Annotated in this window: 21 protein-coding genes; 11 read left to right on the forward strand and 10 right to left on the reverse strand. The window is 61.0% G+C overall.

The genetic code is table 11. The features are described from left to right. Nucleotides 1–13: 13 nt before the first annotated feature. Nucleotides 14–2,938: an excinuclease ABC subunit UvrA gene (uvrA, locus tag PR018_RS06425; RefSeq protein WP_142828849.1), complete on the reverse strand. Its 2,925-nt coding sequence runs from the start codon at nucleotides 2,936–2,938 to the stop codon at nucleotides 14–16. 248 nt (nucleotides 2,939–3,186) lie between these two features. On the opposite strand from uvrA, the gene PR018_RS06430 reads away from it, so the two are divergent. Together PR018_RS06430 and PR018_RS06435 are read left to right on the forward strand one after the other, a co-directional pair. After that, entirely contained in the window at nucleotides 3,187–3,744 is a 558-nt protein-coding gene (locus PR018_RS06430) for a single-stranded DNA-binding protein (protein ID WP_142822642.1), read from the forward strand. 71 nt (nucleotides 3,745–3,815) lie between these two features. Next, nucleotides 3,816–4,070 (forward strand): RDD family protein, encoded by a 255-nt coding sequence (locus tag PR018_RS06435; RefSeq protein WP_142822644.1) that lies wholly within the window; start codon nucleotides 3,816–3,818, stop codon nucleotides 4,068–4,070. 15 nt (nucleotides 4,071–4,085) lie between these two features. On the opposite strand, the gene PR018_RS06440 is transcribed toward PR018_RS06435, so the two are convergent. Beyond that, nucleotides 4,086–4,715: a MarC family protein gene (locus PR018_RS06440; RefSeq protein ID WP_142822645.1), complete on the reverse strand. Its 630-nt coding sequence runs from the start codon at nucleotides 4,713–4,715 to the stop codon at nucleotides 4,086–4,088. A 225-nt stretch (nucleotides 4,716–4,940) separates the two neighbouring features. Here PR018_RS06440 and gyrA point away from each other — a divergent pair, with 225 nt between their 5' ends. Next, nucleotides 4,941–7,763 (forward strand): DNA gyrase subunit A, encoded by a 2,823-nt coding sequence (gene gyrA / locus PR018_RS06445; RefSeq protein ID WP_224127673.1) that lies wholly within the window; start codon nucleotides 4,941–4,943, stop codon nucleotides 7,761–7,763. Nucleotides 7,764–7,935: 172 nt separating this feature from the next. Here gyrA and PR018_RS06450 read toward each other — a convergent pair whose 3' ends face one another. The 3 genes from PR018_RS06450 to PR018_RS06460 all read right to left on the reverse strand — a co-directional run bounded on the left by PR018_RS06450 (nucleotide 7,936) and on the right by PR018_RS06460 (nucleotide 8,579). Then, nucleotides 7,936–8,070, reverse strand: a complete 135-nt coding sequence (locus PR018_RS06450; protein ID WP_279309154.1) for a hypothetical protein — start codon at nucleotides 8,068–8,070, stop codon at nucleotides 7,936–7,938. Between the two features lie 39 nt (nucleotides 8,071–8,109). Beyond that, entirely contained in the window at nucleotides 8,110–8,265 is a 156-nt protein-coding gene (locus PR018_RS06455; RefSeq protein ID WP_162854755.1) for a hypothetical protein, read from the reverse strand. Between the two features lie 131 nt (nucleotides 8,266–8,396). Then, nucleotides 8,397–8,579 carry a hypothetical protein gene (locus tag PR018_RS06460; protein ID WP_142822647.1) on the reverse strand — a complete coding sequence of 61 codons (183 nt, stop codon included), beginning with the start codon at nucleotides 8,577–8,579 and terminating at the stop codon, nucleotides 8,397–8,399. A 201-nt stretch (nucleotides 8,580–8,780) separates the two neighbouring features. Here PR018_RS06460 and coaD point away from each other — a divergent pair, with 201 nt between their 5' ends. From coaD to tgt, 5 genes are all read left to right on the forward strand, one after another. Continuing rightward, complete coding sequence (gene coaD, locus PR018_RS06465; RefSeq protein ID WP_142822648.1) at nucleotides 8,781–9,275, forward strand: pantetheine-phosphate adenylyltransferase; 495 nt, start codon at nucleotides 8,781–8,783, stop codon at nucleotides 9,273–9,275. A gap of 30 nt (nucleotides 9,276–9,305) precedes the next feature. Beyond that, the gene (locus PR018_RS06470) at nucleotides 9,306–9,875 is read left to right on the forward strand and encodes a peptidylprolyl isomerase (protein WP_142822649.1); all 570 of its coding nucleotides are present in this window, start codon (nucleotides 9,306–9,308) and stop codon (nucleotides 9,873–9,875) included. A gap of 23 nt (nucleotides 9,876–9,898) precedes the next feature. After that, on the forward strand, nucleotides 9,899–10,408 hold the full coding sequence (locus PR018_RS06475; RefSeq protein ID WP_142822650.1) for a peptidylprolyl isomerase: 510 nt from the start codon (nucleotides 9,899–9,901) through the stop codon (nucleotides 10,406–10,408). A gap of 73 nt (nucleotides 10,409–10,481) precedes the next feature. After that, a complete protein-coding gene (gene queA / locus PR018_RS06480) occupies nucleotides 10,482–11,555 on the forward strand; it encodes a tRNA preQ1(34) S-adenosylmethionine ribosyltransferase-isomerase QueA (RefSeq protein WP_142822651.1) in 1,074 nt (357 codons plus the stop codon). Then, on the forward strand, nucleotides 11,556–12,686 hold the full coding sequence (gene tgt, locus PR018_RS06485; RefSeq protein WP_142828847.1) for a tRNA guanosine(34) transglycosylase Tgt: 1,131 nt from the start codon (nucleotides 11,556–11,558) through the stop codon (nucleotides 12,684–12,686). Nucleotides 12,687–12,689: 3 nt separating this feature from the next. On the opposite strand, the gene PR018_RS06490 is transcribed toward tgt, so the two are convergent. From PR018_RS06490 to PR018_RS06505, 4 genes are all read right to left on the reverse strand, one after another. Next, nucleotides 12,690–13,115: a DUF4864 domain-containing protein gene (locus PR018_RS06490; RefSeq protein WP_142822653.1), complete on the reverse strand. Its 426-nt coding sequence runs from the start codon at nucleotides 13,113–13,115 to the stop codon at nucleotides 12,690–12,692. A gap of 204 nt (nucleotides 13,116–13,319) precedes the next feature. Then, nucleotides 13,320–13,682 carry a DUF4189 domain-containing protein gene (locus PR018_RS06495; protein ID WP_142822654.1) on the reverse strand — a complete coding sequence of 121 codons (363 nt, stop codon included), beginning with the start codon at nucleotides 13,680–13,682 and terminating at the stop codon, nucleotides 13,320–13,322. 160 nt (nucleotides 13,683–13,842) lie between these two features. Then, nucleotides 13,843–14,799: a bile acid:sodium symporter family protein gene (locus tag PR018_RS06500; protein WP_142822655.1), complete on the reverse strand. Its 957-nt coding sequence runs from the start codon at nucleotides 14,797–14,799 to the stop codon at nucleotides 13,843–13,845. A 157-nt stretch (nucleotides 14,800–14,956) separates the two neighbouring features. Continuing rightward, nucleotides 14,957–15,397, reverse strand: a complete 441-nt coding sequence (locus PR018_RS06505; protein WP_142822656.1) for a hypothetical protein — start codon at nucleotides 15,395–15,397, stop codon at nucleotides 14,957–14,959. Nucleotides 15,398–15,502: 105 nt separating this feature from the next. Here PR018_RS06505 and PR018_RS06510 point away from each other — a divergent pair, with 105 nt between their 5' ends. From PR018_RS06510 to PR018_RS06520, 3 genes are read left to right on the forward strand one after another with little or no spacing between them, the layout of a single operon-like run. Next, complete coding sequence (locus PR018_RS06510; RefSeq protein ID WP_142822657.1) at nucleotides 15,503–16,159, forward strand: ABC transporter ATP-binding protein; 657 nt, start codon at nucleotides 15,503–15,505, stop codon at nucleotides 16,157–16,159. Continuing rightward, nucleotides 16,159–18,567, forward strand: a complete 2,409-nt coding sequence (locus PR018_RS06515; RefSeq protein WP_142822658.1) for an ABC transporter permease — start codon at nucleotides 16,159–16,161, stop codon at nucleotides 18,565–18,567. The genes PR018_RS06510 and PR018_RS06515 overlap by 1 nt, the downstream gene beginning before the upstream one ends. Continuing rightward, the gene (locus tag PR018_RS06520) at nucleotides 18,557–19,633 is read left to right on the forward strand and encodes a lipocalin-like domain-containing protein (protein ID WP_142822659.1); all 1,077 of its coding nucleotides are present in this window, start codon (nucleotides 18,557–18,559) and stop codon (nucleotides 19,631–19,633) included. The genes PR018_RS06515 and PR018_RS06520 overlap by 11 nt, the downstream gene beginning before the upstream one ends. On the opposite strand, the gene PR018_RS06525 is transcribed toward PR018_RS06520, so the two are convergent. Next, complete coding sequence (locus tag PR018_RS06525) at nucleotides 19,630–20,838, reverse strand: AI-2E family transporter (protein ID WP_202617119.1); 1,209 nt, start codon at nucleotides 20,836–20,838, stop codon at nucleotides 19,630–19,632. The genes PR018_RS06520 and PR018_RS06525 overlap by 4 nt on opposite strands. Between the last annotated feature and the right edge of the window lie 48 nt (nucleotides 20,839–20,886).

Consider the following 20,886-nt stretch of genomic DNA (forward strand, 5'->3'; position numbering starts at 1 on the left):
GTTCGCCGGGAGATCACTCTGCCGCAGCCACGACCTTCTTGACGGGCCGCCGCTCCAGCAATTCCTTGAGGAAGTGTCCGGTATAGGACCGCTTCTCCTTGACGATTGTCTCAGGCGTGCCAACTGCCACGATCTCACCGCCGCCGTCGCCACCTTCGGGGCCGAAGTCGAGCACCCAGTCGGCGGTCTTGATGACCTCGAGATTGTGCTCGATGACGACAACCGAATTGCCTTGGTTCACCAATTCGTGCAGCATCTCCAGCAGTTTGGCGACGTCGTGGAAATGAAGCCCCGTCGTCGGCTCGTCGAGGATGTAGAGCGTGCGCCCGGTCGAGCGTTTCGACAGCTCCTTGGCAAGCTTGACGCGCTGCGCCTCGCCGCCGGAGAGCGTGTTGGCCTGCTGTCCGACCTTGATATAGCCGAGACCGACGTCCTTCAGCGATTGTAGCTTGTCACGCACCGCAGGCACCGCAGCAAAGAAATCGACACCTTCCTCGACAGTCATGTCGAGCACGTCGGCAATCGACTTGCTCTTGAAGGTGACGTCGAGCGTCTCGCGGTTATAGCGCTTGCCGTGGCAGACATCGCAGGTGACGTAGACGTCGGGCAGGAAGTGCATCTCGATCTTGATGACGCCATCGCCCTGGCAGGCCTCGCAGCGTCCGCCCTTGACGTTGAACGAGAACCGGCCCGGCTGGTAGCCGCGCGCCTTGGCTTCCGGCAATCCGGAAAACCAGTCGCGGATCGGCGTGAAGGCGCCGGTATAGGTGGCCGGGTTGGATCGTGGCGTCCGGCCAATCGGCGACTGGTCGATGTCGATAACCTTGTCGATATGCTCGAAGCCATCGATGCGGTCATGCTCGGCCGGCGTTTCGCGGGCGCCCATGACGCGGCGGGCTGCCGACTTGTAGAGCGTCTCGATCAGGAAGGTGGACTTGCCGCCGCCCGAGACGCCGCTGACGGCGGTGAACACGCCGAGCGGGATCGCGGCGGTGACGTTCTTCAGATTGTTGCCGCGGGCGCCGAAAATCTTGATTTCCTTGCCCTTCTTCGGCTTGCGTCGCTCCGAAGGCACGGGCACGCCGAGATGGCCGGACAGGTAGCGGCCTGTGAGCGAATTCGGGTTTGCCATGATCTGCTGCGGCGTGCCATGCGCAATGACCTCGCCGCCATGGATGCCGGCTGCCGGGCCGATATCGACGACATCGTCTGCCTGCATGATCGCATCCTCGTCATGCTCGACGACGATGACCGTGTTGCCGATGTCACGCAGATGCTTCAGTGTCTCCAGCAGGCGCGCATTGTCGCGCTGGTGGAGGCCGATGGAAGGCTCGTCGAGGACGTAGAGCACGCCCGTAAGGCCGGAGCCGATCTGGGAGGCGAGTCGGATGCGCTGGCTCTCGCCGCCCGAGAGCGTTCCTGAATTGCGCGAAAGGCTCAGATATTCAAGCCCGACATCGTTGAGAAACCGCAGCCGATCGCGGATTTCCTTGAGGATACGGACGGCGATTTCGTTCTGCTTGGAAGTGAATATCGCCGGCAGCGTCTCGAACCAGTCGCGGGCGTTGCGGATCGACATTTCCGAGACCAGGCCGATATGCAGCGTGGCGATCTTCACCGCCAGCGCTTCCGGTTTCAGTCGGTAGCCGGCGCAGACGGGGCAGGGAGCCGCCGACATGTAGCGCTCGATCTCTTCGCGGGCCCAGGCGCTGTCGGTTTCCTTCCAGCGGCGCTCGAGATTGGGCACGATGCCTTCGAAATTCTTGTGGGTCGTGTAGGCACGCGCACCATCGGCGTACTGGAACTCGATCTTGTCTTCCGTGCCGTGCAGGATCACTTCCTTGGCCTTCGCAGGCAGGTCGCTCCAGCGGCTCGAGAGCTTGAAGCCGTAATGCTTGCCGAGCGCTTCCAGCGTCTGGTTGTAATAGGGAGACGTCGATTTGGCCCACGGGGCAATCGCGCCGTCGCGAAGGGTGCGCTCGTGCTCGGGGACGATCATCTCGGGATCGATCTTCTGCAGGGAGCCGAGACCGTCGCAGGAGGGGCAGGCGCCGGCTGGATTGTTGAACGAGAACAGGCGGGGTTCAATCTCTGGAATGGTAAAGCCGGACACCGGGCAGGCAAACTTCTCTGAAAACAGCACCCGTTCGTGGGTCTCGTTCAGCGACTTGTTGGCGGAACCGCCGGCAGAGGTTTCCTCGGGCGGCAATGGCCTATCGGCAAACTCCGCAACAGCCAGTCCGTCCGCCAGCCGCAGAGACGTCTCAAAGCTGTCAGCCAGACGCGCCGCGACATCAGCGCGCACGACAATGCGATCGACGACCACGTCGATGTCGTGCTTGTACTTCTTGTCGAGGGCAGGCGCATCGGCGATTTCGTAGAACTGTCCGTCGATCTTGACGCGCTGGAAGCCCTTTTTCATGAGCTCGGCAAGCTCTTTCTTGTATTCGCCCTTACGCCCGCGCACCATCGGCGCCAAAATATAAAGGCGGGTGCCGTCGCCGAAGGCGAGCACACGGTCGACCATCTGGCTGACGGTCTGGCTCTCGATCGGCAGGCCCGTCGCCGGCGAGTAGGGCACGCCTACCCGCGCAAACAGCAGGCGCATGTAGTCGTAGATTTCCGTAACGGTGCCGACCGTCGAGCGCGGGTTGCGCGACGTCGTCTTCTGCTCGATGGAGATCGCCGGGGACAGGCCCTCGATCAGATCGACATCGGGCTTCTGCATCATCTCGAGGAACTGGCGCGCATAGGCCGACAGGCTCTCGACATAGCGGCGCTGGCCTTCCGCATAGATTGTATCGAAGGCAAGCGACGACTTTCCCGAGCCCGACAGGCCGGTCATGACGATCAGCTTGTTGCGCGGCAGATCGATGTCGATACCCTTGAGATTGTGCTCGCGCGCACCCCGGATGGAGATGGTCTTCAGTTCGCTCATCGTTTTCCGCTAAATCCCTGTTCAGCCCTTATCTAGTGATGAAGGCCGGCGAGTCGAGGTTGAAATGCGACTCTCCGCCCGCTTTTCGATTCGGTTGACAAAATCATAGCCGCTGACTAGAACAAAGAAAGAACAAAATTCCTTGTGGATGACCGCCGCTTAGATCGCACCGGGCGGGGCCGATGGTTTAAGGTGCGTGCAATTATGTTCCAGGGCCGCCGGTGGGCGCGGCGAGCAGGGTGATCGGTATGGCGGGTAGCGTAAACAAGGTAATTCTGATCGGGAACCTCGGGGCTGATCCGGAAATCCGCCGGACCCAGGATGGTCGCCCGATCGCCAATCTGAATATTGCAACTTCCGAAACTTGGCGGGACAAGTCGTCCGGCGAGCGCAAGGAAAAGACCGAGTGGCACCGCGTGGTGATCTTCAACGAGGGTCTGTGCAAGGTTGCCGAGCAGTATCTGAAGAAGGGTGCCAAGGTTTACATCGAGGGCGCCCTGCAGACCCGCAAGTGGACGGACCAGGCCGGCATCGAGAAATACTCGACCGAAATCGTCCTTCAGGGCTTCAACTCGACTTTGACCATGCTCGACGGTCGCGGTGACGGAGCCGGCGAAGGCGGTGGTCGCGGCATGCAGCGCAGCGGCGGTGGCGGCAATGATTTCGGCGGCGGCGGTTCGGGCTACGGCGACGACTACAACCAGTCCTCGCCATCGTCGTCATCCGGTCGCGGCAATGCCGGTAACGCCGGCAATAGCGGCGGCGGAAACTTCTCGCGCGAACTCGATGACGACATTCCGTTCTGAGATTGGACTATCCGATGCACCCTGCGGGGTGCATCTTTCGTTTTGCGGCCGGAATAACAGGGACTTCAGCAATGTCAGACGCACTCGTGCCAAGAAATCCGTCGACATGGAGACGCGTGGTGGCGCTTATCCTCGACCTGATCACCGCTTTTTTCGGCCTGGGTTACCTCGTGGCGCTGCTGACGGGCGGCATGACTGAAGATGGTTTCCAGCTGAACGGCTGGCCGGCAATGCTGCTGTTCGCGCTGGTCATCGCCTATTTCGTCATTGCCAATCGATTTTTCGGCGGCACGATCTGGAAATACATATTGAAGGCGCGCACCTAACCCGCGCACACCCGGTCAGATCGCAAAGGCCGATCGGATGCCATCGACGACGAACTGTGTGGCAAGCGCTGCCAGGATAACGCCGAGGAGGCGCGTAAGGATCGCACGTCCCGTCATGCCGAGGAAGCGGTCGAGACGCTCGGCAATCAGCAGGGCTGCAAATGTCAGCACCAGGCAGGCCGCGATCACGACGATCAACTGCGAGCGGTCGACGGAGCTCTGCAGCGAGCCAGAAAGCAGGATCGTCGCGGAGATTGCGCCAGGTCCCGCGATCAGCGGCAATGCCAGCGGGAAAACCGAGATGTTATGGATATGATCCCGGGTGATTGCCACCTCGGCGGTCTTTTCCTTGCGGTCCTGGCGTTTCTCGAAGACCATCTCGAAGGCGATCCAGAATAGCAGGAGCCCGCCAGCAATCCTGAATGCACCGATCGATATGCCGAGTACGCCAAGCACGCTTGAGCCGAACAGCGCGAAGGCGGCGAGGATACCAAAGGCAATCAGCGAACCGCGCAACGCGACCTGCGTCCGCTGGCTGCGGTTCATGCCTGTCGTCAGCGCCAGGAACAGCGGTGCCAGCCCGGGTGGGTCGATGGTCACCATCAATGTGGTGAAGGCATTGATGAGACTGTCTACGCTCGCCATAATTTCCCCCGGATCGTCAACTTCACTTATGAAACTGACCCTTAAGCGCTGATCGCCGTTTGGCAAAGCGTTCGCAGCGACGAGCTTTTCCCACATGTCGCAAAAATGTGCTATTGAAACGTTCCAGAGGCTAAAAGCCTGTTCAAAACCGTTGGCGAAATTAGCGCCTTTGTCCGCTTTCCGCTATAAATTCCACAGTGATTCTTAAAGAGATCGTGATCTGTTTTGACTGAGCAATCCACACCCGGTGGCGGGAAGCTCCCGCCTGGTATCGAGCCAATTTCCATCATCGAGGAAATGCAGCGGTCCTATCTCGACTACGCCATGAGCGTTATCGTCAGCCGCGCCCTTCCGGATGTCAGGGACGGTCTCAAGCCTGTTCATCGACGCATCCTTTTCGGCATGTCCGAACTCGGGATCGACTGGAACAAGAAATACGTCAAATGCGCCCGCGTGACCGGGGACGTGATGGGTAAATTCCACCCGCACGGCAATTCGGCCATTTACGATGCGCTGGCCCGCATGGCGCAGGACTGGTCGCTTCGGTTGCCGCTCATCGACGGCCAGGGCAATTTCGGTTCAGTCGATGGCGATCCGCCGGCAGCCGAACGCTACACAGAGTGCCGGCTGCAGAAGGCCGCCCACGCGCTGCTCGACGACCTCGACAAGGATACGGTCGATTTTCGCGAGAACTATGATGGAACGCTCAGCGAGCCGGTCGTGGTGCCCGCGAAGTTCCCGAACCTGCTGGTCAACGGCGCCGGCGGTATTGCCGTTGGCATGGCCACGAATATTCCGCCGCACAACCTGATCGAAGTGATCAACGCTTGCATCGCGCTGATCGACGATCCGGCCATCGAGCTCGCCGATCTGATGCAGATCATTCCGGGCCCCGATTTCCCGACCGGAGCCAAGATCCTCGGTCGTGCCGGCATCCGCTCGGCTTATGAGACCGGTCGCGGTTCGGTCATCATGCGCGGCGTCGCAGCCATCGAGCCGATGCGCGGCGATCGCGAACAAATCATCATCACCGAAATTCCCTTCCAGGTGAACAAGTCGACGATGATCGAGAAGATGGCCGAACTGGTGCGCGAAAAGCGCATCGAGGGCATCTCCGACCTGCGCGACGAATCCGACCGCCAGGGCTACCGCGTCGTCGTCGAGCTTAAGCGCGACGCCAATGCCGAGGTCATCCTCAACCAGCTCTATCGCTATACGCCACTGCAGACGTCCTTCGGCTGCAACATGGTGGCGCTGAACGGCGGCAAGCCGGAACAGATGACGCTGCTCGACATGCTGCGCGCCTTTGTTTCGTTCCGCGAGGAAGTCGTTAGCCGGCGTACTAAGTATCTTCTGCGCAAGGCCCGCGACCGCGCCCACGTATTGGTCGGCCTCGCTATTGCGGTTGCCAACATCGACGAAGTCATCCGCGTTATCCGCCAGGCGCCGGATCCGCAGTCTGCCCGCGAAGAGCTGATGACGCGCCGCTGGCCTGCATCGGATGTCGAAAGCCTGATCCGGCTGATCGACGATCCGCGCCACCGCATCAATGAAGACCTGACCTACAATCTGTCGGAAGAGCAGTCCCGCGCCATTCTCGAATTGCGCCTTGCCCGCCTGACAGCCCTCGGCCGCGATGAAATCGGCGACGAACTGAACAAGATCGGCGACGAGATCAAGGATTACCTCGACATCCTGTCTTCCCGCGTTCGCGTCCAGACCATCGTCAAGGATGAACTGACGTCGGTGCGCGATGAATTCGGCACGCCGCGCCGCACCGAGATCATCGATGGCGGCCTCGAGATGGATGACGAGGATCTCATTTCCCGCGAGGACATGGTCGTCACTGTTTCGCATCTCGGCTACATCAAGCGCGTGCCCCTGACCACCTATCGCGCCCAGCGTCGCGGCGGCAAGGGCCGCTCCGGCATGGCGACCCGCGACGAGGATTTCGTCAACCGGCTTTTCGTTGCCAACACCCACACGCCGGTGCTGTTCTTCTCCTCGCGCGGCATCGTCTACAAGGAAAAGGTCTGGCGTCTCCCCATCGGCACGCCACAGTCTCGCGGCAAGGCGCTGATCAACATGCTGCCGCTCGAAAAGGGCGAACGCATCACAACGATCATGCCGCTGCCCGAGGACGAGGCGAGCTGGGAAAATCTGGACGTCATGTTCTCGACAACGCGGGGCACCGTTCGACGCAACAAATTGTCGGACTTCATCCAGGTGAACCGCAATGGCAAGATCGCCATGAAGCTGGACGAGGACGGCGATGAAATCCTGTCCGTCGAGACCTGCTCGGAACATCAGGACGTTCTGATGACCACGGCGCTTGGCCAGTGCATACGCTTCTCCGTATCCGACGTCCGCGTCTTTGCAGGCCGCAACTCTATCGGCGTGCGCGGCATCACCATGGCCGAAGGCGACCGCATCATCTCGATGACGATCGTCAGCCATGTCGACGCCGAGCCGTGGGAGCGGGCTGCCTATCTGAAGCGGGCCGCCAATGAGCGGCGCCTGACAACGGGCGAAGCCGAAGATATCGCACTTGTCGGCGAGGAAGTCGTGGAGGAAGGCCAGTTGAGCGACGAGCGCTACGAGGAACTGAAGGCGCGCGAACAGTTCGTGCTGACGGTTTCGGAAAAGGGCTTCGGAAAACGCTCATCTTCTTACGATTTCCGTATATCCGGCCGAGGCGGTAAGGGCATCCGTGCGACCGACACGTCTAAGACCGGCGAGATCGGCGAACTTGTTGCGGCCTTCCCTGTCGATGACGGCGATCAGATCATGCTTGTCTCTGACGGTGGCCAGCTCATCCGAGTGCCCGTCGGCGGTATCCGCTTCGCCAGCCGCGCTACCAAGGGCGTGACGATTTTCTCCACCGCCAAGAACGAGAAGGTCGTGTCGGTCGAGCGGATAAACGAGCCGGAGGACGACGAGGAAATCGTCGACATCGCCGAAGATGGCACAGTGGCTCCCCTCGATGTGGAAGCTGCAGACAGCGAGACGCCGCCAGCCGGTTCGACGGATGAACGCAGTCCGGAATAGCAGCTTATAAAATATGCCAGCCATACCAAAAACCGGGCGCAGTTTTTGCGCCCGGTTTTTTGTTGAGGAAGGGAATAAAACAATGAAGCCGAACGATGGAAGGATCGTTCAGCTTCATTGTTTGATAATTAATGGTATTGAGAGCGTGTGAGAAATCTACCGCAGCGGACGTTCAAAACGCCTTGTGCTGCTTGGCGATCTGCTTCATCTCTTCGCTTTCGCGACGCAGTGCCGAAACGGTTGACGCCACGGACACGACGAACATGACGCTGATAACGGCAGTGAGCAATGTCAAAATCGTGAACATGGGTTTCTTCCTTCTTCGCAACTCCGTGCGATCAGATCCTTAATATTGGCTCGCCACGTAGGAGTGAGCCGATGCATATGGACCATAGACAGGAGACTGATCGGTCTTCTGACCGTAGAGAGCAACTGTGAAAGCCAGCATGCCGGTAATGACTGTCATCCAGACGACGTTGATGAGGATGACTTTGTCCGGCATGGCTTTTTTCCTTCGTGTTACTGTGTTCATGTCTGTGTTCCGATCTGATAACGTGTCCTTTGGAAATTGGTTCCGCCGGATGTTGACAACTATTTAACGAAGGTTCGCTGAAGCAACTTTGAATAGGTCGTTCATTTACCGTTCATGTTTGCGGCCGCCCGCCGAAGTGTCGCCACGACGTCCAAAGCGAGTGCATTTTCGGGGACTGGAGTGGCCGTCGGCCATTCGATTTCGTAGGTCGAGTTGAACCGGCGAACGAGCATCTCGACGATCAGCGAGCCGATGATGGTGGCGGTAGCGAGAAGGATCAGCATGATCGTCAGCCTCGAAACGGAGCGTTGAACTCACCGTCCTCGTTGCTTTCGACGGTATGGCCCTTTTAATCACGGCCTGCCTGAAACGGCCTTGAACGCCGCATTCATCTTCCATTCAGCCGCCGGTTGCCGTGCCGCAAATGACTTGCGATAGCGCCCCATCCATGACAAAAGGCCAGCGAAACAACCGGCCGGTAGAGAATGACGATAGCTTTCTATCCCGGATCCTTCGATCCGATGACAAACGGACATCTCGACGTTCTCGCCCAGGCGTTGAACGTCGCGTCGACTGTTATCGTCGCGATCGGGGTGCACCCGGGAAAGACACCGATGTTCTCCTTCGAGGAGCGCGCCGAACTGGTCCGGCAGTCGCTGGCCGCCGCTCTTCCCGGCAAGACTGACGCCATTTCGGTGGTCTCGTTCGACAATCTGGTGATCGACGCCGCCCGCAGTCATGGTGCGTCACTGCTGGTGCGCGGCCTGCGCGATGGCACCGATCTCGATTACGAAATGCAGATGGCCGGCATGAACCGCCAGATGGCGCCCGAGCTGCAGACCATCTTTCTGCCGGCCGGCACCGCCTTCCGGCCGATAACGGCCACATTGGTTCGCCAGATTGCAGCCATGGGCGGCGATGTCAGCGCGTTTGTGCCCGCACCGGTTCTTGTCGCCCTGAAGGCCAAGGCGAAACGCTAGGCCCCAACGATTTTCCCAACGGAGCATTCCATGAAGTTCATCCACATCGCTTTCGCCGGACTTATGTGCCTGGCATCCCTGACAGGCGCTGCTTCTGCTGCCGACGACAACGACATCACGATCCAGCTGAAGGACGGCCCGGTCGTCATCCAGCTGATGCCGGAAATCGCCCCGAAGCATGTCGCCCAGATCAAGGCGCTGGTCGCCAAGGGTGCCTATGACAACGTCGCTTTCCACCGCGTCATCGACGGCTTCATGGCCCAGACGGGCGACGTCAAGTTCGGCAACATGGCCAAGGGTTACAATGCCCAGCAGGCCGGCATGGGCGGCTCCGACATGCCCGATATCAAGGCCGAGTTCTCCAAGACGCCTTTCGTGCGCGGCACGGTCGGCATGGCCCGCTCGCAGGATCCGAATTCGGCAAACTCGCAGTTCTTTATCATGTTCAAGGACGGACCTTTCCTTAACGGCCAGTACACGGTCGTCGGCAAGGTCGTGTCCGGCATGGAATTCGTCGACAAGATCAAGAAGGGCGAGGACGACAGCGGTTCCGTTACCGACCCTGACCGGATGATCAAGGTCACCCTGGGCAAGAAGTAAGAAGTTCAAAAGAGGAAAACACAATGGCTGAGATAAAAGATCCGGAAAACACCATCATCCTGGAAACCACCAAAGGCAACGTCGTCATCCAGCTGCTGCCGGAAGTGGCACCAGAGCACGTTGCGCGCATCAAGGAGCTGGCTCGCGAAAAGGCCTATGACGGCGTGGTCTTCCACCGCGTCATCAACGACTTCATGGCCCAGACCGGCGACGTCAAGTTCGGCAAGACCGGCGGCGCAGAGTTCAACCCGGCCCGCGCGGGCATGGGCGGTTCGTCCAAGCCAGACCTGAAGGCTGAATTCTCTGCGACCAACCACACCCGGGGCATCTGCTCCATGGCCCGCTCGCAGGCTCCGAACTCGGCCAATTCGCAGTTCTTTATCTGCCTGGCCGATTCACCATGGCTCAACAAGCAGTACTCGGTCTGGGGCCAGGTCATCGAAGGCATGGATAACGTCGACAAGATCAAGAAGGGCGAGCCCGTCAAGGATCCGGATTCGATCGTCACCATGCGGGTTGCCGCCGACGTCTGATCGTGATTACTCCTGAAGCCCGCCCTTCGCGCTCCCGGCGCGGGGGCGGGTTTCACTTTGTCTGGAATTGCCCATGCGCGTAGACCTATTCGATTTCGACCTCCCGGATGAGCGTATTGCGCTGCGTCCCGCCGAGCCGCGCGACAGCGCCCGGCTGCTGATTGTCGATCCCCACGCAACACCCGAATTGTCCGACCATCTCGTTCGTGACCTGCCATCGTTCCTGCGCCCTGGCGACGCCGTGGTGTTCAATGACACCCGCGTCATCCCGGCCCAGCTCGAAGGCATTCGCCATCGCGACGGTGCGACCAGCCAGCAGGTTTCAGCCACGCTTCACATGCGGATGTCGCCCGGCAGCTGGAAGGCTTTTGCCAAGCCGGGAAAGCGCATCAAGACCAGCGACCGCATCCAGTTCGGCAGCGAAACCGCCGAGATCGCCCTTGAGGCAACTGTCGGCGAGAAAGGCGAGGGCGGGGAAATCACCCTGCATTTCGATCTCTCCGGTCCGGAGCTGGATGCAGCGATAGCTGCCGTCGGCCACATCCCGCTGCCTCCCTATATCGCCGCCAAGCGTCACGAGGACGAGCGCGACAGTACCGACTACCAGACGATCTATGCCCGGGAAAAAGGCGCCGTTGCGGCACCCACGGCCGGGCTGCATTTTACCCCGGAGCTGTTCGATGCCCTGGACCGGATGGGCGTCGAGCGGCATTTCGTGACGCTGCACGTCGGCGCCGGAACGTTCCTGCCGGTCAAGGTCGACGATACCGAAGACCACAAGATGCATCAGGAGATCGGCCATGTCAGCGCCGCGACGGCTGAAGCGCTGAATGCGGTCAAGGCGCGGGGTGGGCGGATCGTCTGCGTCGGTACGACATCGCTGCGGCTGATCGAGAGCGCGGCTACAGACGATGGCATCATCGATCCGTGGTCCGGGCCGACGGGCATTTTCATCACCCCCGGCTACCGCTTCAAGTCGGTCGATATCCTAATGACCAATTTTCACCTGCCGCGCTCGACGCTGTTCATGCTGGTCTCCGCTTTTGCCGGCTTCGAGACGATGCACGCGGCCTACGCCCATGCTATCGGCACCGGCTACCGTTTCTATTCCTATGGCGATGCCAGCCTCCTGTTCCGGAAAGACTAGATGAGCCAGACCTTTCAGTTCCAGTTGAAGAAGACCGATGCGGGCGCCCGTCTCGGTGAAGTATCGATGCCACGCGGTTCGATACGCACACCGGCCTTCATGCCGGTCGGCACCGTCGGCACGGTCAAGGCGATGTATCTCGACCAAGTGCGCGACAGCGGCGCCGATATCATCCTCGGCAACACCTACCACCTGATGCTGCGTCCGGGCGCGGAGCGCGTCGCCCGCCTTGGCGGCCTGCACGAATTGATCCGCTGGCCTTATCCAATCCTTACCGATTCCGGCGGCTTCCAGGTGATGTCGCTGTCGGGGCTGCGCAAGCTCGACGAGCAGGGGGTCACCTTCAAGTCCCACGTCGACGGCAGTACGCATTACATGTCGCCGGAGCGCTCGATCGAGATCCAGGGCCTGCTGGACAGCGACATCCAGATGCAGCTCGATGAGTGCGTGGCGCTGCCGTGCGAGCCGAAAGAGATCCAGCGCGCCATGGAAATGTCGCTGCGCTGGGCGGAACGCTGCAGGGTGGCGTTCGGCGAACAGCCCGGCAAGGCGATGTTCGGCATCGTCCAGGGCGGTGACATTCCCGATCTTCGCATCCGCTCGGCGCAAGGGCTGACCCAGCTGGACCTCAAGGGTTATGCCATCGGCGGCCTCGCCGTCGGCGAGCCGCAGGACGTCATGCTGAAGATGCTGGAGACGACCTTGCCGGTGTTGCCGACGGACCGGCCACGCTATCTGATGGGTGTCGGTACGCCTGACGATATCCTGAAGTCGGTGGCACGCGGCATCGACATGTTCGACTGCGTCATGCCGACCCGCTCCGGCCGCCACGGCCTCGCCTTTACCCGGCGGGGTAAGGTGAACCTGCGCAACGCACGCCATGCGGAAGATATGCGCCCGCTCGACGAACAATCGAATTGCCCGGCATCGCGCGACTATTCCCGCGCCTACCTGCACCACCTGACGCGCACCGGCGAAGCGCTGGGCGGCATGCTGTTGTCATGGCACAATCTCGCCTACTACCAGGAACTGATGCAGGGTATCCGCCAGTCGATCGAGGAGGGCCGCTTTGCCGATTTCATGGCGGAAACGCAGGAGAACTGGGCCAAGGGCGACCTCGAGCGGATCTGACGATCAGATACCCTTGCTCGTCGTGTTCGGCACGATCTGCACGCCGTTGATCTTGTAGCCGCCGTCAGGCTGACGAGCCAGTTGGTAGATCGCCGACCAGTCCTGACCGTCGCGGCCGGTAATCAGCACTTCCTGGTAGAGAACGGCATCGTCGCTTTCCGATTTGCTGCGACCGAAGGCATAGTTACCGGGATGATAGACCGGCTGATAGCTCTTCTTCACCATGGCGAAGAAGGCGTCCTTGTCCGGAAATTTAGCGGCAATGCCCGGCGCTGCAAAAGAGTAGGCCGCGTCCGCATCGTCGTGAAGAAAGGCCTGTATCTGCTTCTCGATGACCTGCTGGGCCGCCAGCGCAGCATCCGCCGCCGAAGCAGGCGTAAGACCCAGGCAAAAAAGGAAGGCGAGGAAAGCGTAAGGCAGCGTGCGCATGCGAGGACCTCCTGTGGCGGAAGCCCATAGAATAGCGCGTTCAGCGAATTTTAAAAGGGAACATACGTCGTCGCTTATTTAGCTCGTTCGAGCAAAGTACATGCAGGCGATGGTGCTGTGCTTCGACATATTGATAGTAGTGAGAGTGACGGCTGACGCGAATGCAGGCCGTCACTCTTCAGTAACGTTTCGAGCTTGGGTGCCTTAGTTCTGGCAGTCCGAAACGATCACTCGGCAGTTCGGGCAATCTTGCAGCGCCTTCTTTTCGGCTTCGCGCTTGGTGTCGCCGTAGCCTATGCCGTAGTTGACCTTGTCGCCGACATAGGCGCCGCACGTCTCGAACCAGACGGCAATTTCACAGCTGTCGTTGCCGGCTTCCTTGCAGGACTTCATCGCATCCCGCTCGGCTTCCTTGCGGGTCGAGCCCCAGCCCGTGCCATAGCCGACGTCGCTCGCCGATGTACCCTTGCTGTCGTTGACGGCGAAAGCGCCGAACGCGAATGCAGTGCTTGCCTGAACCGAAAGCAGAAGTGCGATCGATATGCCAAGTGCAGCTTTATAACCCATGATGAACCCCTACAAAAATGGTAACCGCCCTCTCGCGGCGGGGTATCATAGCATCTCACGGGTCATGAAGAACCGAGCCTATACTTCCAGCGCAGCCCATTTTTGGTAGGATTTATTAACCTTATAGAGTTTGGAAATATAAAAATTTTCCTAAATTGCTTCAGGAAGCCGGAGAGATATCTGATTTTTCCTGTTCTGTTTGCCGTGAGAAGTAATTGGCAATCAATGCTCCGGAAATATTGTGCCACACGCTGAAGATCGCGCTCGGAACTGCGGCGATCGGCGAAAAATAAGCATTGGCAAGTGCTGCACCCAGTCCGCTGTTCTGCATGCCAACCTCGATGGCCAGTGCCTTGCGTTTCGGCAGCGAAAGTCCGAAGGCCTTGGCGGCGAAGAAGCCGAAAAGATAGCCCAGGCCGTTGTGGAGGACGACGACCGCAAAGATCAGCAGCCCTGACTGCGCGATTGCGCCCTTGCTGGCGCCAACGACGGCACTGACAATCAGGACGATGCCGATGACGCTGACCAGCGGCAGCACCGGAATGGCCGCCCGTACGAGCGACGGGACAAACTTCTGGAACAGGAGCCCCAATGCCAGCGGCAGCAATATGACCTGGACGATGCTAAGAAACATCGCGACGGGATCGACCGGCAGGTATTGGCTGGCAAACATCCAGACCAGGAACGGCGTGACGATCGGTGCGGCCAGCGTCGTCACGCTTGTGCAGGCGACGCTGAGGGCGACATCGCCTTTCGCAAGATAGGTCATGACATTGCTGGACGTACCGCCCGGGCAGCAGCCGACGAGGATCACGCCTGCCGCGACCTCCGGCGGCATCGGGATGATGCGTGTCAGCAGAACTGCAAGTGCCGGCATGATGATGAAATGCGCGAGGACACCGATTGCGACCTCCAGCGGACGCCTGACGAGCGCCTGGAAATCATCGAGCGAAAGCGTCAGGCCCATGCCGAACATGATGATGCCGAGCAGGATGACGATGTAGGGCGCAATCAGCTTGAACGTGTTTGGAAACAGAAATCCAAGGACCGCAAACAGGATGACCCAGAGGGCAAAGGTCCTGCCGACGAATGCAGACAGCGATACGAGTGTTTTCACGAGAAGCCTCCCAAATAGCAGGGTCTGGCTTTATCGGCCTGCCTCCGCCTGTCAAGGTCAGGCCTGGACGGGTTGGTTCTGAAGCAGCACCAGCGACAAATTATGGGCCAATCAAAGCTTCATGCACAAAGCGTGTGGAAGCGTTCAGATCCGGAAGTCAGTCGGGGACGTATTTGTTTTCGTAACGGACGCGGAAATTACGCCGGTGGAAATCCTCGCGGAAACAGATGAAGACCAGCTCAAGATCGCCATCGTCATGATTGTGACCGAGCAGGCTGAGGGCGATGACGACCGTGCCGCTGTAGCCCCGCGTCAGGCGGATGGCGGCATTGCGGATCTCGTTGGCTGTTACCGGGTCGCTCTCGGTCCGGCGATACACGAGCCAGAAAGGAGCGGTTTGTTTGGCTTCCGCAAGCGCAACGTCCACTTGGTCGCGGAATTCGCCGGTATGCCGTCCTCTTTCCGAAGCTGCTGCCCGCTCCATATCCTCGGTCATGACGTTCAGGTAGCCATCCCGGCCACTGCCGTCCAGGATCGTGGCTTCGACTTTCTCCAACGCCTTGTCTTCACTTAACGCGGTCTTGAACAGGATCGCCATCGAATCGCCTATACTGAATATACGGGGTCAAATTAGTCAGTCCTATGGACCTAGGCCACCGCGAAGCAGGAGGTCAGCCGCTCCGTGGACCTTATAAGGAATACAATGGTTCTCGCAATGCAAGGTGTGAGCAAGTCCTACCAGACGGTCGAGGGACCACTGGAAGTGTTGCATTCCATAGATCTCGGTCTGGACGCTGGCCGCAGCCTGGCACTCACGGGCGAATCGGGCAGCGGCAAGAGCACTTTGCTGCATCTCGCAGCCGGTCTCGACAGCATCGATGCCGGCAGCATCGCCATCGCCGGCACGGATGTCACGCATCTGCGCGATGTCGGCCGCGCCGCGCTGCGCCGCACCGTGGTCGGTCTCGTGTTCCAGCAGTTCAATCTCATTCCCTCGCTCGACGTCGAAGCCAATCTTGCCTTCCACGCCCGTCTTGCCGGACGGCACGACACCGGCTGGCAGAAAGAGCTGACGGAGAGGCTGGGGCTGGCGGGCTTGCTGAAACGTTACCCGGAGCAACTCTCCGGCGGCCAGCAGCAGCGTGTTGCCATAGGTCGCACGCTGGCGGCACGACCAAAGCTGGTGCTGGCCGACGAGCCTACCGGTAATCTGGATGAAGCGACGGGCGACGCGGTGCTTGACCTGATGCTGTCGCTGGTGGCCGAGACGGGCGCCGCGTTGCTGATGGTCACGCATTCGCTGCGCCTCGCCGAACGCCTCGATGCACGCATCCATCTGCGCTCGGGGCGGATCACCTGATGCTGGCAGTCAGCCTCTCCGCGCTTCTGTCCCACTGGCGCCGCCGACCGATGCAACTGGCCATGCTGCTGCTCGGCCTCTCCCTGGCCACGGCCTTGTGGTCAGGCGTGCAGGCGATCAACGCCGAAGCCCGTGCCAGCTATGACCGAGCGGCAGCCATGCTCGGCCAGGACCGGTTGCAGCAGATCGTCTCCGCCGATGGCGAACTGATACCGCAGTCCGATTTCGTCGCTCTCCGGCGTGCCGGCTGGCTGGTCTCTCCCGTCATCGAGGGCGACCTCCGGTTCGGTACCGTCAGGATACACGTCATAGGCCTCGATCCGGTCAGCCTTCCCGCAGAGGCGCAACAGGTGAACGTCAGCGCAGGTAATGATATCCTGAGCTTCATCACGCCACCGGGCCGCATGTATGTCTCGCCGGCCACTGCCACGCAATTGGCCGGCCAGCTGACGCCGCCGCTGGAGAAGGCCGATGGCCTGCCGCCCGGAACGGCGCTTGCCGACATCGGCATCGCCCAATCCCTTCTGGACAAACACGGACAGGTCAGCCGACTGATCCTCGACCCCCACCAGCCGGCCGGGCTCGCACCGCTGGCGTCGATAGCACCAGGTCTCGTCATTCACGCGCCGGACCCGCAGGGCGACCTCGTCCGGCTGACCGACAGCTTCCATCTCAACCTGACCGCCTTCGGACTGCTGGCCTTCGCCGTCGGGCTGTTCATCGTCTACTCGGCTATCGGTCTTGCCTTCGAGCAGCGTCGCCAGACATTCCGGACGCTCCGGTCTCTGGGCCTGTCCGCCCGGGCCTTGATCGGACTGTTGCTGGCGGAATTGCTCATCCTCGCCCTGGTTGCCGGGCTTGGCGGGGTGGTGCTCGGTTATTTCGTTGCATCCGCCCTTTTGCCGGATGTGGCTGCCACATTACAGGGGCTCTATGGTGCCGCAGTGCCGGGCACGCTGACGTTGCGGCCGGAGTGGTGGGCTACGGGTATGGCCATTGCCGTCCTCGGCACCCTCGTGTCGTCGGCACAGAGCCTCTGGCAGGTCTGGAGACTGCCATTGCTGGCGCCCGCGCAGCCGCGCGCCTGGGCGAGGGCGTCGGAGGCAGCCCTCCGGGTCCAGTCGGGTCTGGCGCTCGGTTTTTTCGCGGTCGGTCTGACGCTGGCGTTCTGGGGCTCCGGTCTGGTGGCCGGGTTTGCGGTTTTGGCCGGCCTGCTGCTCGGCTCGGCGCTGCTTTTGCCCGTGGTCATGACCTTGATGCTGTCGGTCATGCAGCGCCTGGCACGCGGTCCCCTGACGCAATGGTTCTGGGCCGATACCCGCCAGCAACTGCCCGGACTTTCCCTGGCGCTGATGGCGCTGCTGCTGGCCCTGTCAGCGAATGTCGGCGTCGGCACGATGGTCGCGAGTTTTCGCCTGACCTTCATCGGCTGGCTCGATCAGCGGCTGGCAGCCGAACTCTACGTCACCGCCCGCAACGAGGGCGAGGCATCGGCCTTGCGCACATGGCTCGCCCCCCGCGTCGATGCCGTGCTGCCGATCTGGAATGTCGAAGGTACCGTCGCCGGTCGCCCGGCGCAGGTCTTCGGCGTCGCCAACGACCGTATATACCGGGACAACTGGCCGATGCTGCAGGCCGTCCCCGGCGTCTGGGACCGGATCGCTGCAGGAAATGCCGCGCTGATCAACGAGCAGATGTCGCGCCGCGAGAAACTCAGGGTCGGCGACCCCCTGGTCCTGCCGGGCAACTGGAAGACCACCATCGTCGGCGTCTATTCCGACTATGGCAATCCGATCGGTCAAGCCATTGTCGGTATCGATGCGCTGACGACCCACTATCCGAACGTGTCTCGGCTCCGTTACGGGCTGCGTCTCGACCCGGCCAAGACCCCGGCGCTTGTCGAAGCCTTGGAGGCACAGTTTCACCTGCCGTCGCAGAACGTCGTCGACCAGGCGAGCATCAAAGCCAAGTCGCTGGAGATCTTCGAAAAGACATTTGCCGTCACCGGCGCCCTCAATGTGTTGACGCTCGGTGTCGCCGGTCTCGCGATGTTTGCCAGTCTCATGACCCTGTCAGGCATGCGCTTGTCGCTGATCGCGCCGGTCTGGGCTATGGGGCTGACCCGTCGCCATCTAGTGGCGCTCGAAGTGGCGCGCACCATGGTGCTGGCGGCACTTACCCTCCTTGCGGCGCTGCCGGTCGGTATCGGTCTTGCCTGGGTGTTACTTGCGATCGTCAACGTCGAGGCATTCGGCTGGCGCCTGCCGATGCACCTGTTTCCCTCGGACTGGCTGCGGCTGGCTGTCTTTGCGCTGGTTGCAGCGTTGCTGGCGGCGCTCATCCCCCTCCGCCGACTGGCGACGGTTTCGCCGTCCGATCTGCTGAAGGTTTTCGCCAATGAGCGTTAGAGCATTGCTGTTTTGCATCGCACTCGCCGTCGGTTTTCAAGGCGGGATGGTCAACGCCCAGGGGTTCGCCGGTCTCGGCACCAGTGCCGATGGCTTCGCCGTCCCCAAACCAGGTGTGCCCTTCAGCTTTCCGGCAGACCATGGCCCGCATCCGGACTACCGCATCGAGTGGTGGTACCTGACCGCCGATCTCAGGGGGGCGGATGGAAAGGACTACGGCGTGCAGTGGACGCTGTTCCGCTCGGCGCTGTCGCCCGGCGCGAAGGCGAACTGGTCCAGTCCGCAGATCTGGATGGGCAACGCCGCCGTGACCACGCCGACGCAGCATTTCGTCGCCGAAAAGTTTTCGCGCGATGGTTCAGGCGCTGCCGGGGTCACGGCGACGCCTTTTGCGGCGTGGATCGACGACTGGCAGATGAAGACGCGTCCGGATAAACCGGCAGGTGGCGACGCGCTGTCCCACATCGATCTCACTGCCACCGGTGCAAGTTTTCGCTACGATCTCACTCTCGACGCGAAAGGTCCCATCTTGGCGCAGGGCGATGGCGGCTATTCGGTGAAATCGGCCGGCGGTCAGGCAAGCGAATACTATTCGCAGCCGTTCTACGCGGCAAAGGGCACGCTGAAACTGCCGGGTGGCGATGTCGCCGTGACCGGGGATGCGTGGCTCGATCGGGAGTGGTCGTCGCAGCCGCTTTCGGCCGACCAGAAGGGCTGGGACTGGTTTTCGCTGCATCTCGAAAACGGTGAAAAGCTGATGGGTTTCCGGCTGCGCGACAGCGGCGCGGGTTTCACCTCGGCCACCTGGATTGCCGCCGATGGCAAGCCGACGCCGTTACCCAAAGGCGCCCTGACCATGACGCCGCTCAAGACAACGAACGTCTCAGGCCACACCGTGCCGACCGAATGGCGCCTGGATATCCCGGCCCGCAATTTCAGTGTGACGACCAGCCCGCTGAATGCGCAGGCCTGGATGGCAACGCGCTTTCCATACTGGGAAGGGCCGATCAGCTTCCAGGGAACGCAAAAGGGCCGCGGTTATCTCGAAATGACCGGTTACGACTAGCGGACAGCGCTGGCATCCAGATCGGCCTTCGGAACGTCGCGGTGAATGCGCAGCGGCTGTTCGGCGTCGTTGTATTCCTGCTCGTCCTCTGCAAGCTCGACTTCGCGGATCCATTCGCGCCAGATCGCAACGATGATCGCCATCAGCACCGGACCGATAAACAGCCCGAGAAAGCCCATCGTCTTGACGCCGCCGACGAGGCCGAAAAACGTCGGCAGGAACGGCAGCTTGATGGGGCCGCCGACCAGTCTCGGTCGCAGCGTCTTGTCGACGATGAAAAGCTCGACCGTGCCCCAGACGAGCAGCGCGACGCCGGCGACCTGGGCACCGCTGCCGAGCAGATAGAGTGAGACCAGCGTGAATGACAGGGGCGCGCCGCCGGGAATGAGCGCCATCACACCGGTGAGCACGCCGAGCGTCACGGGCGAGGGGACGCCAGCGATCCAGTAGGCGACGCCGAGGACGATGCCTTCACCGATGGCGATGACTGTCATGCCCATGACCGTCGAACTGATGGTGATCGGCACGACCCGTGAGATCCGCGCCCAGCGATTGGGGAAGATGCGCTCGCCGATCAGATCCAGCTGCCGCACGAAACCGATGCCGTCACGATAGACGAAAAACAGCGCGATCATCATGAACAGCAGCGTCAGGATCACGTGGAATGCGCCACCGCCTGCCGCAAGGACCGCGCGGTAGATGTTGCCGATGTTGGCGCCGCTGACGACCTGCGCCATTTCGCCGATGGCACCGGGAACGCCGACATAATGCGTCCATTGCTCATTGAGCCACGGCCCGGCGATCGGCAGGTCCATGATCCACAGCGGCGTCGGAGCGCCGAAGCGATTGACGTGCAGCGCCCAAGTGAACCACTCCTTCACCTCGCCGGAGGTGTAGATCACCGCAAAGACGATCGGAAGCACAAGGAAGGCAATGATCAGAATGATGGCGATGGAGGCGGCGATGGTGCGCCGATTGCCGGTGCGGCGCAGGATGTCGCGATAGATCGGCCAGGTCGCAAAGCCGATGACCAGCGCTGCCAGCACCGGAACGATGAAGCCGTAAAAGAAGTAGATAGCGGCCAGCGCGATAAGCAGCAGCAACCAGCGCGCGGCGGAGATCGACGGGATCAGCGCCATCCGTGCCTGTGTCGCTGGTCCCAGCCAGCTCGGTTCCCCCGGCTTTTGACGTTCGAACATACCCACCCGGACTTCTGTCTTCATTTCAGTTCAATTGGTTATGGGGCATGAACC

This window comes from Rhizobium rhododendri (assembly GCF_007000325.2).
Classification (GTDB): Bacteria; Pseudomonadota; Alphaproteobacteria; order Rhizobiales; family Rhizobiaceae; genus Rhizobium; species Rhizobium rhododendri.